Origin of the sequence: Pseudonocardia endophytica, from assembly GCF_004339565.1 — a bacterium.
Classification (GTDB): domain Bacteria; phylum Actinomycetota; class Actinomycetes; order Mycobacteriales; family Pseudonocardiaceae; genus Pseudonocardia; species Pseudonocardia endophytica.
Genome location: NZ_SMFZ01000002.1, coordinates 2561197 through 2576436 on the forward strand (window position 1 = coordinate 2561197; position 15240 = coordinate 2576436).

Below are 15240 nucleotides of genomic sequence, written 5' to 3' on the forward strand. Positions count from 1 at the left end.
CCGGTTGTCCCGCAAGGCTCCCGGGGCCGTCCTGGGCCCGGAGCGCCACGAGCTCGGCCACGCCCACGGAGCGAGCCGGGACCGCAGCAGCATCCGCCCCGCCCACTGTCCGGGGCGCCCGTGACCACCGCCCGCACGGCCGGGATGTCCCTGCCACAGGCCGCCTACACCGACCCGGACGTGTACGACGCCGACCTCGAGCGGGTGTTCGCCACCGGCTGGCTGTTCGCCGGGCACACCTGCGAGCTCGACGAGCCGGGCCGCTGGATCGCCGTGGACATCGGGCGGGACCGGGTGCTGGTCGTGCGCGGTGACGACGGTGCACTGCACGCCCACCACGACGTGTGCGCGCACCGCGGGTCGCGGCTCACCACCGACGACCGGGGGTGCTCCCGGGCGTTCGTGTGCCCGTACCACCAGTGGGTCTACGGCCTGGACGGTCGGCTGCGGTCGGCCCGGCTGATGGGGGACGGCTTTCCGTCCGCGTCCTACCGGCTCGCCCCGGTCGCGGTGCGCGAGCTGGCCGGGCTGGTGTTCGTGTGCCTGGCCGGCACCCCGCCGGACTTCGACGGGTTCGCCGCGGCCGTCGGGCCCCCGCTGGAGCCGCACGGGCTGGCCGGCGCCCGGATCGCCGTGCGGGACCGCTACCGGGTGCGCGCGAACTGGAAGACGATCGTGGAGAACAACCGCGAGTGCTACCACTGCCGCGGCAGCCACCCGGAGTTCACGCTGTCCAACTTCGACGCCGGCACGCACGGCGAGGTGCGCGCGAACCCCCGCTTCGAGCAGGCGGTCGCGGCGGCCCGCGAGCGGTGGCGGCGGCGGGGCCTGCCGTGCGAGGAGGTGAGCTTCCCGGGCGGCGCCTGGTACCGGGTCAGCCGGATGCCGCTGCGGGAGGGCTACCTGACCGAGACGCTCGACGGCGGCCCGGTGGCGCCGCTGATGGGCACGCTCACCGACCCGGACACCGGCAGCCTGCGGATGACGAGCCTGCCGAACCTGTGGGCGCACGCGGACTGCGACTACGCGACGACCACCCGCCTGACCCCGGTGGACGCCGGAACCACCGACGTCGAGGTCTGCTACCTGGTCCGCGCCGACGCCGGCGACGTCGACACCGACGCGCTCACGGCCGTCTGGCGCGCGACGTCGGCGCAGGACTGGGCGCTGTGCGAGAACAACTGGGCCGGCATCGCCTCGCGCGGCTACCGGCCCGGGCCGCTGTCACCGATGGTCGAGGGCTCTGTCGAGGCGTTCCTGTGCTGGTACGCGGCGACGTTCGACCGGGTGTGACCCGGGTGTGGCCGTCCGTGCCAGTAGCTCGGCCAGCGCACCCGGCGCGGTGACCATGGCCTCGTGACCCGTCGGCATCTCGTGCACGGGCCAGCCGGCCGCGCGGGCCCGGTCGGCGTGCGGGCGGAAGGCACGCATCCAGCCGGTGCACTCCACGAACTCGGCCGGTACGTCGACGTGCGCGCCGGTGAGATCCAGCGGCTCGGTGTAGGTGAGCCACGGGTGCGGTGTCAGTCGCGGGCCGAGCCAGGCCAGGTCGTCGTGGTCGGTCACGCCGAGCACCTCCAGCGAGCGGACCGGGATGAGCCATCCGTGCCCCGGGCCCGCGACCGACGACCGGTAGTGCTCGGCGACCGTGGCCGGGAGCAGGTCGATCGCGGCCTCCCCGTGCCGCCCGGCGAACGCGTCGAGGTACACCCGTCGTGCGATGCGGTGCGGGCGCTGGTCGGCCACGGCGGTCACGACCTGGCCGGCGTAGCTGTGCCCGACGAGGACGACGTCGTGCAGGTCCTCGGCGTCGAGCAGGGCGAGCACGTCGTGGACGTGCGTGCCGAGCCCGACGCCCGGGTGCACGAGGTGCGCGCGGTCGCTGACCCCGGTCAGGGTCGGGGCGAGCACGTGGTGGCCCGCGGCGCGCAGCCGGGCCGCGACGCGGCCCCACACCCACCCTCCGTGCCAGGCCCCGTGCAGCAGCACGAACGTCCCCATCGCCGTCTCACCGCTCCTGGGGGTGGGTGGCCACGGCCTCCACGGTGATGTCCATCCACGGGAACATCGGCAGCGAGGCCAGCGCGTCGTGCAGGGTGGTGGCGTCGGTCGTCTCGTAGAGGCCGATCGTCGCGTTGCGGCCGGGCACCCGCCACAGACGCTTCAGGACGCCCGCGGCACGCAGCTCGTCGGCGCGGGCGCGTTCCCCGGTCTTGAGGCGGGCGCGGACGTCGTCTGCGGTGTCCGCGGGGAGCCGGTTCTCCGCCCGGACCAGGAACTCCACGCCGTCACCGGCCGTTCGTGGACGCGAGTGCCGCGCCCTCCACCAGCGAGCGGAGCTTCTCCACGGCGAGCTCGGGGACGACCCCGCCCCAGCCGGCGAACGTGCCGAACCCGCAGTCGGTCCCCGCCATCACGCGGTCGTGGCCCACGATGTCGGTGAACCGGGAGATCCGCTCGGCGACCAGGCCGGGGTGTTCGACGAAGTTCGTGGTCGTGTCGATGACGCCAGGGCAGAACACCGTGTCGTCGGGGATCTTCTCGGCCGCCCATCCCGCCCAGTCGTGTCCGTGGCGCGGGTTGGCCGCCTCGCACAGGATCGTGCCGGGCTTCGCGCGCAGCACCACGCCCGCGACCTTCTCGACGGCGATGTCGTAGGTGTGCGGTCCCTCGTAGTTGCCCCAGCACAGATGGATCCGCGCCCGCTCCCGCGGCACGTCGCGCAGCGCGTGGTTGAGCACCTCGACCAGCACCTCCGCGCGGGCGAGGAACTGCTCGTCGGTCAGCTCCTTGTACTTGTTGTGCCGTCCCATGCCGAGGTCGGGCGCGTCGATCTGGAGGTCGAACCCGGCCGCGACGATCGCGTCGTACTCGGTCTTGAGGGCGGCGGCGACGGCGTCGAGGTAGGCGTCCTCGTCGCCGTAGTACTCGTTCGGCTGGAACAGCGCGACGATGCCGGGGGAGGGCGCGTTCATGAACGCGCGCGACCCGCCGGTCGCCTCGACGGCGGCACGGAGTGTCGCGAGGTCCGTCTCCAGTGGACGGGTGTCGGTGTAGGCGATCGGGCCGCGGCAGATCGGCCGCTGGTAGGTGACCGTCGCGCCGGAGCGGTGCAGGCGCTCCTTGTAGTCCGGGTAGGCGTCCAGGTCAGCCGGGGTCGCGCGGGGGGCGTCACCGAGCTCGAAGCCGCTCATCCGGTGCCGCAGGTACGTCGCGTACCCGATCTTGCTCATCTCGCCGTCGCTGGGGACGTCGATGCCGATCTCGGCCTGCAGCGCGACGGCGTCGTGCACGGAGCGCTCGACGACGCGGGCGAGCTCGCCGGTGTCGACCTCCTCGCCCCGGTCGTGAGCGTTGATCAGATCCAGCAGGTCCGCCGGCCGGGGCAGGCTGCCGACGTGGGTGGTAAGGATGGTCATGGCCTGCCTCCTGGCGTGGTCGGGCTGGGTGTCACCACTGCGTCGTCACCGGTCACCACTGGTCGGAGAGGTTCGCGTCGAGCTGCTCGAGCGCGGTGACGACGCTGAGCAGGTGGTCGCGCATGGTGCGCTCGGCCAGATCGGGATCGCCCGAGCAGACCGTGCGGATGACCTCGAGGTGCTCCGCCAGCCCGACCACGGGGCGGCCGGGCAGGAGCGCGACGCTGTAGTGGAAGCGCACGCTCTGCGTGCGCAGCCGGTCGAGCATCACGCCCGCGGTGTGGTGCGCGGCCACCTCCCGCACGGCGTGGTGCACGTCCTGGTTGATGCGGGTGTAGGCGAGCACGTCGGACCGCTCGACGGCGTCCTGCAGCTCCGCGCCGAGCGCCCGGAGGCGCTCCCGGTCCCCGGAGGTGGCCCGCTGTGCGGCCTTCGCCGCGCACAGCCCTTCCAGCACCGCGCGGGTCTCGGTGATCTCCACGGCCTCGTCCAGCGAGATCGGACGCACCCGGGCCCCCCGGTTGCGTTCGCGCTGCACGATGCCCTCGTTCTCCAGCTGGGCCAGTGCCGTACGTACCGCGCCCCGTGAGGCGCGGTAGCGCGTCACGAGGTCGTTCTCCGGGAGCCGCTGTCCGGGGGCGTAGCTCCCGCGCATGATCCCCTCCCGGACGGCCGTCACCACCTCGGTCACGGCCCGTGCGGACCCGTCATCGGGGGCCGACCCGGTGGTCGGGGTACCGGTGGTCATCGGTGTCCTCGACGTCCTCTCGTTCCGTGCTCGCGGGTCGTCCCGCCAGGGGAGCGTAGCTGTAACCAAGATTGTTAACAATATCGTTGCCAGAATGGTGAGCAGTAGCTACGGTCGGTTTGCGCGACAACGAGGTCGGAGGATGACGAATGGGACGCACGGCACGGCTCGTGGTGGTCAGTGCCCACGCCGCCGACTTCGTGTGGCGGGCGGGCGGGGCGATCGCCCGGTGTGCGGACGACGGCGGTGAGGTCACCGTCGTGTGCCTGAGCTACGGCGAGCGCGGCGAGTCCGCGGCGCTGTGGCGGGCCGAGGGCGCGACGCTGGAGTCGGTCAAGGCCGCACGGGCCGATGGCGCCACGACGGCGGCGGACGAGCTGGGCGCGGCGATCGAGTTCCTCGACGCGGGGGACTACCCGCTGCGCGCCACCGACGAGCTGCTCGACCGGCTCGTCGCGCGGTTCCGCGCGCTGGCGCCGACGCTGCTGCTCACGCACTCCGCGTCCGACCCGTACAACCTCGACCACGCCCTGACCCACGAGCTCGTGCTGCGCGCCCGGATGGTCGCCCAGGCCGAGGGGCTGCCGGACCGCACGACCGCGCCGCTCGGTGCCACGCAGGTGATGGCGTTCGAACCGCACCAGCCCGAGCAGTGCGGGTTCGTGCCGGACAACCTGCTCGACATCACGCCGGTGATGGAGCGCAAGCGTGCCGCGATGAAGGCGATGGACTCCGCACAGGGTCACCTCGTGGACTACTACGCGGAGCTGGCCGTCCGTCGCGGCGTGCAGGCCCGTCGCAACGGGGCGCCGTCGTCGGTCACCCACGCCGAGGCGTTCCAGCAGGTCTTCCCGACGGTCGGGGAGCGGCTGTGGTGAGCGGGCTCGTGGTGCGCAGCGGCCCGGTCCCGGATCCGGACATGGTCGCCGAGCTGGTGACGCAGGGCGTCGCCACGGTGCACGAGGCGCAGGGCAGGCGGGGACTGCTGGGCCCGGAGATCATGGCGCGCCAGGACGGCGCAGCGGTGGCCGGCCGCGCGGTCACCGTGCTGTCCCACCCGGGGGACAACCTGATGGTGCACGCGGCCGTCGAGCAGTGCCGTGACGGTGACGTGCTCGTCGTCGCCACCACCAGCCCGTCGACCGACGGCATGGTGGGCGACCTCCTGGCCGGGTCACTGCGCGCCCACGGCGTGCGCGGGCTCGTCACGGGCGCCGGCGTGCGGGACCTCGCAGCGTTGCGCGCCATGGGTTTCCCGGTCTGGTCGCGCGCCGTGCACGCGCAGGGCACGGTCAAGGCCACCGCCGGGTCGGTCAACGTCCCGATCGTCGTGGCCGGTGCGCAGGTGCATCCCGGGGACGTCGTCGTCGCCGACGACGACGGGGTCGTCGTCGTACCGCTCGCGGACGCCCCCGCCGTCGCCGCCGCCGGCCGGGAGCGCCTCGCGTCCGAGGAGGCCAAGCGGGCCCGCTTCGCGGCGGGCGAGCTCGGCCTGGACCTCTACGACCTGCGCCCCCTTCTGGCTCGCCTCGGCGTCGTCCACCGCGACCCCGAACCCGGCCCGGTGCCCGGTCCCGCAGCCGGCGCGCCGTTGCCCGGCTGACCTGCCGTCACACCACCACTCACCAGAGAGGCCGACATGCTCTCAGCACAGGACAACGAACTCCTCTGCCGCGTGGGTCCCGGAACCCCGATGGGGGACCTGCTCCGTCGCTACTGGACGCCGGCGCTGCTCGTCAGCGAGGTGCCCGCGCCGGACAGCGACCCCGCGCGGGTCCGGCTGCTCGGCGAGGACCTCGTCGCGTTCCGGGACACCACCGGCCGGGTCGGCCTGGTCGGCGAGAACTGCCCGCACCGCGGCGCGTCGCTCTACTTCGGACGCAACGAGGAGTGCGGGCTGCGCTGCCCGTACCACGGCTGGAAGTTCGACGCCGACGGCGCGTGCGTCGACATGCCCAGCGAGCCGCCGACCAGCGTGTTCAAGGACAAGGTGCGCCTGAAGGCCTACCCGACCCACGAGTCCGGCGGGATCGTCTGGACCTACATGGGCCCCGAGGAGCACCGCCCGCCGTTCCGCGACTTCGGCACCGAGAGCCTGGACGAGGGGCTCGTCTCCGCGACGAAGGTGCACACGCCCTGCAACTGGGTGCAGGCCATGGAGGGCAACCTCGACACGTCACACATCTCGTGGCTGCACCAGTGGGACGGTGTCGACCAGATCCCGGACGACGGCAGCGACAAGCCGGGCTACCCGACGAACGCGATGTCCTGGAAGTTCTGGCGTCACGACCGCGCGCCGCGCCTGGAGATCGAGGACACCTGGTACGGCTTCAAGTACGTCGGGATCCGTGAGACCCCGGCCGGCAACACCCACGTGCGGATGAGCGCGTACTGCTACCCGTACCACACGGTGATCGCGACGGTCCCGTTCGGAACCGGGCACGGGATGTTCGTGCCGGCCGACGACCACAACACGGTCCGCTACCAGATGGCCACCCGCGACCTCGGGTCCATCGCCGAGGTCGGCGGCGAGAACCTGTTCGCGCTGTCCCCGTTCGAGTTCGGACCGTCCGAGGTGGACCGCAACGGCATCATCCCGCGTCGCTACACGGCCGAGAACGACTACGGCATCAACCGCGAGGAGCAGCGCCACCTCACGTTCTCCGGGGTGCGCGAGTTCGTCAGCCAGGACTTCATGGTCACCGAGTCGATGGGGCCGATCTACGACCGCACCCAGGAGCGGCTCGGCACGTCGGACAAGGCGATCATCCGGATGCGGCGGCTGCTGATGGCCGCCGCCAAGAAGGTGGCCGCTGGCGAGCCGGCACCGGCCGTGGCGGGCGAGCTCGACTACCTCTCGATCCGGTCCGGGGAGAAGATCCTGGAGCCGGACGAGGACTGGCGCGAGCTCGGCACCGACCGCGACCCGATGGTGCACCGGTACGACACGACCTCGGTGCGCACACCCGTCGCGGGCGCCTGAGCGCCCGCGCCGAGGGGACGGGAGATGACCTACGTCATCGCCGGCGGGTGCGTGGACCTGATGGACCGCAGCTGCGTCGAGGTGTGCCCGGTCGACTGCATCTACGTCGGCGACCGCAAGCTCTACATCAACCCGGCCGAGTGCATCGAGTGCGGGGCGTGCGAACCGGAGTGCCCGGTCGAGGCCATCGTGCTCGAGACCTTCGCGGGGCCGGAGGAGGTCCCGCACGTCGAGGACAACGCGGCCTTCTTCCACACGGTGCTGCCCGGCCGGGACGCCCCGCTCGGCGACCCGGGCGGTGCGTCCGCCGTCGGGGCGATCGCGGCGGACACGCCGCTGGTCGCCGCGCTGCCGGCCAGGGAGACCTGAGTCCGGTGTCCGAGACGACCGCTCCTCCCACCACGCCCGCCGGTCCTGCCACCGACCGGGGGACACCTGCCGCCGGCCAGCCCCGCCCCTCGGGCAGGCGTTCGTTCCCGCTGCGGCGCATCGGGTCCCGGCTGACGCACCTGCTCCTGGTGCTCGTCGCGGTGACGTTCCTGTCGTTCGTCGTGGTGGACCTGCTGCCCGGCGACGCCGCCGTCGTGGTGGCCGGGGACAACGCCACGCCGGAACAGGTCCAGCAGGTGCGCGAGCAGCTGCAACTGGACCGGCCACTGGTGGTCCGCTACGTCGACTGGCTCGGCGGCGTGGTCACCGGCGACCTGGGACAGTCGTTCCGCACCGGGCAGCCGGTGGCCGAGGCGCTCGCCGAGCGGATCCCGGTCTCGCTGGAGCTGACGATCATCGCGCAGGTGCTGGCACTGCTCGTCGCGGTGCCGCTGGCGATCTACTCCGCATACCGGCCGGGGCGGCTGCTGGACCGGGCGTCGATGACGGCCGGCTTCGGCGGAGCCGCGATGCCGCAGTTCGTGCTCGGCATGGTGCTGATCGTGCTGTTCGCGGGCGGGTTCTCCAGCATCCTTCCGGCGACCGGGTTCACCCCGTTCCTCGACGATCCCGGCGCGAACCTGCGCTCGATCGTCCTGCCCTGCCTGACCCTGATGGTGGCCGAGGCGGCCGTCTACCGGCAGCTGCTGCGCTCGGACATGATCTCGACGCTGCAGGAGGACTTCATCCTGATGGCCCGCTCGAAGGGCCTCTCACCGCGCTCGATCCTGCTGCGCCACGCGCTGCGGCCGTCGTCGTTCTCGCTGATCACGCTGTCCGGCCTGAACATCGGCCGGCTGCTGGGCGGGACGGTGATCGTGGAGACGCTGTTCGCGATCCCGGGGCTGGGCCAGCTGATCGTGCAGGCGGTGTTCAACCGCGACTACATGCTGCTCCAGGGTGCGCTGCTGTTCGTCGCCGTGGCCTACGTGGTGATCAACATGCTGATCGACCTGCTGTACCTGTTCCTCGACCCGCGGGTGCGTCGCGATGCCTGAGACCACGCAGAACACGCCGGCCACCCGTCCGGCGCCCGCCGGACCGGCACCGGACGCCGCCGCGCCGCCCGGCCCGTCGCCGCGGCGGCGGTCGCGTCCCGACCGTGCACCGTGGGGCTGGTACCTGGCATGGACGTGGCTCGGTGCCGTGGTGCTGGCCGCCGTGTTCGCGCCGCTGCTGCCGCTCTGGGACCCGGACGTCCCGGACTACGCGAACGTGTTCGGCGGCATCACGCCGCAGCACTGGCTGGGTGGCGACACGCTCGGCCGGGACACGTTCGCCCGTGTCGTGTTCGGGGCCAGGGCATCGCTGCTGGTCGGGCTGTGCGCCGTGGTGCTCGGCGCCGTCGTCGGCGGAACGCTCGGGATGCTGGCCGGCTACTTCGGCGGGCGTACCGAACGCGTGCTCGCCTGGCTGACCGACGTCGTACTGGCGTTCCCCGGGCTTGTGCTGATCATCGCGCTGGTCGCGATCCTCGGGGCCAGCCTGACCAACCTGGTGATCGGCCTGGCCGTGCTGTCGGTGCCGACGTTCATCCGGCTCTCCCGCGCCGCGACGCTCGTCGTGGCGCAGCGCGAGTTCGTGACGGCCGCCCGCGCCTACGGGTGCAGCCCGCTGCGGATCATCGTCCGGGAGATCGCGCCGAACGTGGTGCTCCCGGTCGCCGCCTACGGATTCATCATGGTCGGCGTCTTCATCGTGGTGGAGGGCTCGCTGAGCTTCCTCGGCCTCGGCATCCCGCCGCCCACACCGAGCTGGGGCGGCATGATCGCCGCCGGCCGGACCGAGCTGCTGACGTTCCCGCACATCTCGCTGTTCCCCGCCGCCGTCATGTTCCTGACCGTGCTGTCGATCAACTACGTCGGCGAGCGCACGCGGAAGCGGTTCGAGGTCAAGGAGAGCAACCTGTGAACGCCGCGCCGACGGACCGCCCGCTGCTGGCGGTCGAGGACGTGCACGTCCGCTTCCACACCCCGCAGGGGGTGGTGCACGCCGTCGACGGGGTCTCGCTGCAGGTCGGCGCCGGTGAGGTGCTCGCGGTGGTGGGGGAGAGCGGGTCGGGCAAGACCGTGCTGACCCGCCGGGTGATGGGTCTCGTCGCGGGCAGCCGCGGCACCGAGGTGTCCGGCACCGTGGACTTCGACGGGAGCCGGATCTCCGAGCTGTCCGGTCGCGAGCTGAGCGCGTTCTGGGGCGCGGAGATCGCGCTGGTCCTGCAGGACCCGATGACGTCGCTGAACCCGGTCAAGCGGATCGGGGCCCAGCTCACCGAGTCGATCCTGCTGCACGAGAAGGTGAGCAAGGCCGATGCCACCTCCCGCGCCGCGGACCTGCTCCGACGGGTGGGGCTGTCCGAGCCGGAGCGCAGGTTGCGCCAGTACCCGCACGAGCTCTCCGGCGGGATGCGCCAGCGCGTCACGATCGCGATCGCACTGTCGGCCGGCCCGCGGCTGCTGCTCGCCGACGAGCCGACCACCGCGCTCGACGTCACGGTGCAGGCGCAGATCCTGGACCTGCTGGCCGAGCTCCAGCGCGAGCGACGGATGGCGATGCTGCTGGTGACGCACGACCTGCGGGTGGTGCGCAGCCGCTCCGACCGGATCGCGGTCATGTACGCCGGGAAGGTCGTCGAGACCGCCCCGACGGCGGAGCTGTTCGCGAGCCCGATGATGCCCTACACCGAGGCGCTGATGAGCGCGGTGCCGCCGGTGGCGGGGCCGAATCACGTACGGCTGCAGGTCATCCCCGGCCGGCCGCCGAACCTGCTCGACCCGCCGGCCGGATGCCGGTTCAGTCCGCGCTGCCCGTACGCGCAGGACCGCTGCCTCACCGAGGACCCCCCGCTGCGCGACGCCGGCTCCGAGAAGCACCGGTACCGCTGCTGGTTCCCGGTCGGCTCCCCCGCCTGGGCCGAGGCCCGGGCCCGCAACGCCGAACGCGGCGCGAGCGCCGCCGGTACGCCGGTGACCGAGGAGATGGTGCTGTCATGATCACTCGACGACGAGGGTCACGCCTGCTCGCCCTGCTGGTGGCGGGGCTCGCCGCCGTGCTGCTGGGCGCTTGCGGTGCCGCTCCCGGGATCAACGGGGGAGGCGGCGGGGAGGGCATCCGCGAGGTCAACCCGTACGGCGGCGACCTCGCGGCCGAGGGTGAGCCGCGACGCGGCGGGGTGCTGGTGATGGGCACCGACCGCGAGGCGATCGGGTTCGACCCGACGAAGCAGAACACGAACATGGCCGCGCTCGCCGTGTTCGACTCGCTGATGAAGCTCCGACCGGACGGGACGGCCGAGCCCTACCTGGCGCGCTCGATGGACACCCCGGACGCGGGCCGCACCTGGACGATGGGCCTGCGCCCCGGCGTGCGGTTCTCCGACGGCACCCCGCTCGACGCCGAGGCCGTCATCTTCAACGTGCAGCGCCACATCGACACCCCGTCCTCGCCAGGTAACCGCTTCGCCACCCAGATCGCGTCCATGCGGGCGGTCGACCCCACGACCGTCGAGTTCACGCTCAAGGCGCCGTTCGGCGCGTTCCCGATCGTGTTCGCGCAGTCGTTCACCACCGGCAACCTGGGGTCGATGCTCTCCCCGGCGGCCGTGCGCAAGGAGGGCGCGCAGATCGCCAACCGGCCGGTCGGCGCGGGCCCGTTCGTGCTCACGGAGTGGACCCGCGACTCGAAGATGGTCCTGACCCGCAACCCGAACTACTGGCAGGAGGGCAAGCCCTACCTGGACGGTCTGGAGTTCCGCCCGCTGCCGGACACCGAGAGCCGCTACGCCTCGATCGAGAACGGCGACGTCGACCTGATCTTCGGCGGCTACCACACCGAGCTCCTGCGCGGGCTGGGCAACCCGAACCGGACCGTCTACTACGGACCGGGCAACGGCGCCGAGTACCTGTACTTCAACCACAAGATCGCGCCGTTCGACGACCGCCGCATGCGCGAGGCGGTGGTGCGCGGCCTCGACCTGAACGCGCTGGCCGCCACGCAGTTCCGCGGTCAGATGGAGCGTGCCGACGAGTGGTTCGGCGCCTCGTCGCCGTACAGGAGCCAGGAGGCGGCGGCCGCGTGGCCGGCGTTCGACCAGGAGCGGGCCCGCCAGCTGGTCCGCGAGTACGTGGCCGCCGGCGGCAACGCCACGATCAGCTACAAGACGACCAACGCGCCGAACCGGGTCGCGTTCGCCGAGTTCCTGCAGGCCCAGATGGCGGCGATCGGCATCACGCTGCAGCCGCAGTTCTTCGACCTCGCGCAGTACTCGTCGAGCGTCGTGCAGGCCCGCGACTTCCAGGTGGCCGGCTGGGTCGGCGGGCCGTACGACGCCCCGTTCCCGCTGCTCGGCAACCTGTTCGCCAGCAAGGGCAACACGAACTACGGCAACTACGCCAACCCCGAGGTCGACGCGCTGGTCCAGACCGCGGCGGCGACGACCGACGAGGCCGAGCGGGCCCGCGCCTACCAGCGGATCTCACTGCTGACCAACCAGGACATCGCCGTCGGCTACTACAGCCGCGGCTACCTGTCCACGATCACCAAGCCGGAGGTCAAGGGCATGGTCCGGTACCTCACCCGCGACATGTTCTTCGCGACTACCTGGAAGCAGCAGCCGTGAGCGGGGTGGTGGAGGAGGCGCCTGCGCCGGAGGACGACGTGGTCCTCGAGCTGGAGGGCCTGGTGGTGGAGTTCCCGGCGGCCGGCGGGCGCACCGTGCACGCCGTGTCCGGCATCGACCTTCAGGTCCGGCGCGGCGAGACGCTCGGGCTGGTCGGCGAGTCCGGATGCGGCAAGTCCACCACCGGGCGGGCGATCATGCAGCTGCCCCGGCCCACCGGCGGCGCGGTGCGGTTCGCCGGGCGCGACCTGGCGTCGCTCTCACCGGCGCAGGTCCGCGAGCTGCGCCCGAAGCTTCAGATGATCTTCCAGGACCCGATCTCGTCGCTGAACCCCCGGCGGCGGATCACCGACATCGTCGGCGACCCGCTGGCCGTCTGGGGACGGGGGGACGAGCGCGAGCGCGTCGTGCCGGAGGTGCTGGAGGCGGTCGGGCTGGACCCGGCCCAGGTCGGGGACCGGCGCCCGCACCAGTTCTCCGGAGGCCAGTGCCAGCGGGTCTCGATCGCCCGCGCGCTCGTCCTCGAACCGGACGTGCTGATCTGCGACGAGCCGGTCTCCGCGCTCGACGTGTCGGTGCAGGCGCAGATCCTCAACCTGCTCGAGGACATGAAGGCCCGCTACGGGCTGACGCTGGTGTTCATCGCGCACGACCTCGGCGTGGTGCGCAACATCTCCGACCGGGTTGCGGTGATGTACCTCGGCCGGATCTGCGAGGTCGGCGAGACGCGGGCCCTGTTCGACACCCCGGCGCACCCCTACACCCGGCTGCTGGTGTCGTCGATCCCGTCGATCGACGCCGCCCACGTGGCCGCGCCCGCCGACCGGGCCGCTGGCGAGATGCCGTCGCCGGTGGACCCGCCCAGCGGCTGCCGCTTCCGTACCCGGTGCCCGTTGGCGTCCGAGCGGTGCGCGGCCGAGGTGCCCGCGCTGCGCGAGGTGGCGCCGGGACGCCGGGTGGCGTGCCACCACCCGCTCGTCGAGCCGGCCGCCGCCGGTCCGGGGACGAGGGAGGTCGCCTGATGGGCACGGGGGTCCACACCGTGATCGACACCGACGTCGTCGGGCGGACCGGAGAGCCACGCACGCGCTCCTGGACCGCGACCGACGCGCAGCTCTACGCGCTCGGCGTGGGCGCGGGCCTGGGCGAGCCGGCGTCCGAGCTGGCGTTCACCACGGAGAACAGCGACGGCGTCGAGCAGCGGGTGCTGCCGACGTTCGCGGTGCTGCTCTCGCAGGCCCCGCCGCCGCCGTGGGGTGACGTCGACCCGTCCCGGGTGGTGCACGCCGAGCAGGCCGTCACGCTGCACCGCCCGGTGCCGACGTCCGGCACGGCGACGGCGACGGCCCGCGTCGACGGCGTGTACGACAAGGGAAGCGGGGCGCTCGTCGTGCTCCGCTCCGAGGCCGTCCTGGCCGACGGGTCGCCGCTGGCCACGAACCGCAGCGCGATCTTCGTCCGCGGCGCGGGCGGGTTCGGGGGCGACCGCGGCCCGCGCGAGGACTGGGCGCTGCCGGACCGGGCGCCGGACGAGGTCGTGACGTTCGCGACGCGACCGGAGCAGGCGCTGCTCTACCGACTGTCCGGGGACCGCAACCCGTTGCACTCCGACCCGGTCTTCGCCCGTCGCGCCGGGTTCGACGCGCCGATCCTGCACGGCCTCTGCACGTTCGGCGTGGCCGGCAGGGCACTGCTGGCGGCGGCCGGCGGCGACCCGGACCGGCTGACGGCGGTGTCCGGCCGGTTCAGCGCGACCGTGCGCCCCGGGCAGTCGCTGACCACCGAGATCTGGCGCGACGGCGGCGGGCTGCTGTTCCGCACCCGCGACGGGGACGGCACGGTCGTGCTCGACCGTGGCCGGGCCACGCTCACAACATGATCGACTTCTCCCTCTCGGACGAGGAGCGCGACGTGCGGGACACCGTGCGCGCGTTCGTCACCCGCGAGGTGCGCCCGTTGGAGGCCGAGGTGCTGCGCAACGAGCGCGAGCACCGTCCGGCGCTGGGTCCCGGCGTGCTGCGCGAGCTGCAGGACAAGGCGCGGGTGGCCGGGTTCTGGGGTGTCACCACGCCCGAGAGCTACGGCGGGATGGCACTGGGGCCGGTGCTGCACGCCGTGCTGGAGATGGAGCTGGCCCGCACGTTCGTGCCGTTCCGTTTCGGCGGCTCGGCGGACAACATCCTGTTCGCCGCGACCGCGGAGCAGCGTGACGCCTACCTGGTGCCGACGATCGAAGGCAGGCGCCGCTCGTGCTTCGCGCTGACCGAGCCGGGCGCGGGGTCGGACGCGCGCAACCTGCGCACGCGCGCCCGCCGCGACGGAACGGACTGGGTCGTCGACGGCGAGAAGACGTTCGTCACCGGAGGCGACGCGGCCGACTTCGCGATCGTGTTCGCGCGGGCCGACGAGGGCGTGACCGCGTTCCTCGTCGACCGTGCGGCGGGCTGGACGTCGGCGCCGATCGAGACGATGGGCGAGTGGAGCTGCGCCGCGCTGCACCTGGACGGCGTGCGGGTGCCCGCGTCGGCCGTGCTCGGCCGGGTGGGCGGCGGGCTGGACCTGGCCATGTCCTGGATCGGCCAGGGCCGGTACGTGATCCCGGCCCGTGCCGTCGGGGCGGGCGAGCGCCTGCTCGCGATGGCCGTCGAGCACGCCCGCACCCGTGAGTCGATGGGACACCCGATCGCCGAGTACCAGGCGATCCAGTGGCAGATCGCGGACAGCCAGGTGGAGCTGGAGGCCACCAAGTGGCTGACGCTGCACGCGGCGTGGCGGGCCCAGCAGGGGATGGACGCCCGGCACGCCACGTCGATCGCGAAGCTGCACGGCGCCGAGACCGCGAACCGCGTCGTCGACCGGGTGCTGCAGATCCACGGCGGCATGGGCTACACGCGGGAGCTGCCGGTCGAGCGCTGGTACCGGGAGCTGCGGGTGCTGCGCATCTACGAGGGGACCGACGAGATCCAGCGGCGCACCATCGCGCGCAACCTGATCCGGGGCCACGTGGCCCTCGGCGCCGTCGGCGAACAATGAGGGGAGACCGACA

16 protein-coding genes are annotated in these 15240 nt (G+C 72.8%); 12 read left to right on the plus strand and 4 right to left on the minus strand.

The features are described from left to right. The first annotated feature begins 120 nt into the window (after positions 1–120). The gene (locus tag EV378_RS30850; protein ID WP_132430927.1) at positions 121–1293 is read left to right on the plus strand and encodes an aromatic ring-hydroxylating oxygenase subunit alpha; all 1173 of its coding nucleotides are present in this window, start codon (positions 121–123) and stop codon (positions 1291–1293) included. Here the strand turns inward: EV378_RS30850 and EV378_RS30855 are convergent. Genes EV378_RS30855 through EV378_RS30870 form a run of 4 tightly spaced genes read right to left on the minus strand, consistent with a single transcriptional unit; the run spans position 1225 to position 4167 of the window. Further along, complete coding sequence (locus EV378_RS30855) at positions 1225–2001, minus strand: alpha/beta fold hydrolase (protein ID WP_132430929.1); 777 nt, start codon at positions 1999–2001, stop codon at positions 1225–1227. The genes EV378_RS30850 and EV378_RS30855 overlap by 69 nt on opposite strands. A gap of 7 nt (positions 2002–2008) precedes the next feature. Beyond that, entirely contained in the window at positions 2009–2284 is a 276-nt protein-coding gene (locus EV378_RS30860) for a muconolactone Delta-isomerase (protein ID WP_132430931.1), read from the minus strand. 4 nt (positions 2285–2288) lie between these two features. After that, positions 2289–3419: a cobalamin-independent methionine synthase II family protein gene (locus tag EV378_RS30865; RefSeq protein WP_132430933.1), complete on the minus strand. Its 1131-nt coding sequence runs from the start codon at positions 3417–3419 to the stop codon at positions 2289–2291. Positions 3420–3471: 52 nt separating this feature from the next. Further along, positions 3472–4167, minus strand: a complete 696-nt coding sequence (locus EV378_RS30870) for a GntR family transcriptional regulator (RefSeq protein ID WP_132430935.1) — start codon at positions 4165–4167, stop codon at positions 3472–3474. Between the two features lie 149 nt (positions 4168–4316). Between EV378_RS30870 and EV378_RS30875 the strand changes: the two genes are divergently transcribed. The 11 genes from EV378_RS30875 to EV378_RS30925 all read left to right on the plus strand — a co-directional run bounded on the left by EV378_RS30875 (position 4317) and on the right by EV378_RS30925 (position 15227). Next, complete coding sequence (locus EV378_RS30875) at positions 4317–5045, plus strand: PIG-L deacetylase family protein (protein WP_132430937.1); 729 nt, start codon at positions 4317–4319, stop codon at positions 5043–5045. Beyond that, positions 5042–5770 carry a 4-carboxy-4-hydroxy-2-oxoadipate aldolase/oxaloacetate decarboxylase gene (locus tag EV378_RS30880; protein WP_132430939.1) on the plus strand — a complete coding sequence of 243 codons (729 nt, stop codon included), beginning with the start codon at positions 5042–5044 and terminating at the stop codon, positions 5768–5770. Before EV378_RS30875 ends, EV378_RS30880 begins: the two co-directional genes overlap by 4 nt. A 90-nt stretch (positions 5771–5860) precedes the next feature. Further along, positions 5861–7150 (plus strand): Rieske 2Fe-2S domain-containing protein, encoded by a 1290-nt coding sequence (locus EV378_RS30885; protein WP_243653846.1) that lies wholly within the window; start codon positions 5861–5863, stop codon positions 7148–7150. A gap of 24 nt (positions 7151–7174) precedes the next feature. Beyond that, the gene (fdxA, locus tag EV378_RS30890; RefSeq protein WP_132430943.1) at positions 7175–7519 is read left to right on the plus strand and encodes a ferredoxin; all 345 of its coding nucleotides are present in this window, start codon (positions 7175–7177) and stop codon (positions 7517–7519) included. A gap of 5 nt (positions 7520–7524) precedes the next feature. Next, positions 7525–8577 carry an ABC transporter permease gene (locus EV378_RS30895; protein WP_132430945.1) on the plus strand — a complete coding sequence of 351 codons (1053 nt, stop codon included), beginning with the start codon at positions 7525–7527 and terminating at the stop codon, positions 8575–8577. Next, on the plus strand, positions 8570–9490 hold the full coding sequence (locus tag EV378_RS36585; RefSeq protein ID WP_132430947.1) for an ABC transporter permease: 921 nt from the start codon (positions 8570–8572) through the stop codon (positions 9488–9490). The genes EV378_RS30895 and EV378_RS36585 overlap by 8 nt, the downstream gene beginning before the upstream one ends. Beyond that, positions 9487–10569, plus strand: a complete 1083-nt coding sequence (locus EV378_RS30905; RefSeq protein WP_132430949.1) for an ABC transporter ATP-binding protein — start codon at positions 9487–9489, stop codon at positions 10567–10569. The genes EV378_RS36585 and EV378_RS30905 overlap by 4 nt, the downstream gene beginning before the upstream one ends. Continuing rightward, a complete protein-coding gene (locus tag EV378_RS30910) occupies positions 10566–12194 on the plus strand; it encodes an ABC transporter substrate-binding protein (protein ID WP_132430951.1) in 1629 nt (542 codons plus the stop codon). The genes EV378_RS30905 and EV378_RS30910 overlap by 4 nt, the downstream gene beginning before the upstream one ends. Further along, on the plus strand, positions 12191–13216 hold the full coding sequence (locus EV378_RS30915) for an ABC transporter ATP-binding protein (protein WP_243653847.1): 1026 nt from the start codon (positions 12191–12193) through the stop codon (positions 13214–13216). Before EV378_RS30910 ends, EV378_RS30915 begins: the two co-directional genes overlap by 4 nt. Beyond that, on the plus strand, positions 13216–14073 hold the full coding sequence (locus EV378_RS30920) for a MaoC/PaaZ C-terminal domain-containing protein (RefSeq protein ID WP_132430953.1): 858 nt from the start codon (positions 13216–13218) through the stop codon (positions 14071–14073). The genes EV378_RS30915 and EV378_RS30920 overlap by 1 nt, the downstream gene beginning before the upstream one ends. Next, positions 14073–15227, plus strand: coding sequence for an acyl-CoA dehydrogenase family protein (locus EV378_RS30925; RefSeq protein ID WP_165922656.1), 1155 nt, complete (start codon positions 14073–14075; stop codon positions 15225–15227). Before EV378_RS30920 ends, EV378_RS30925 begins: the two co-directional genes overlap by 1 nt. Positions 15228–15240 lie beyond the last annotated feature (13 nt).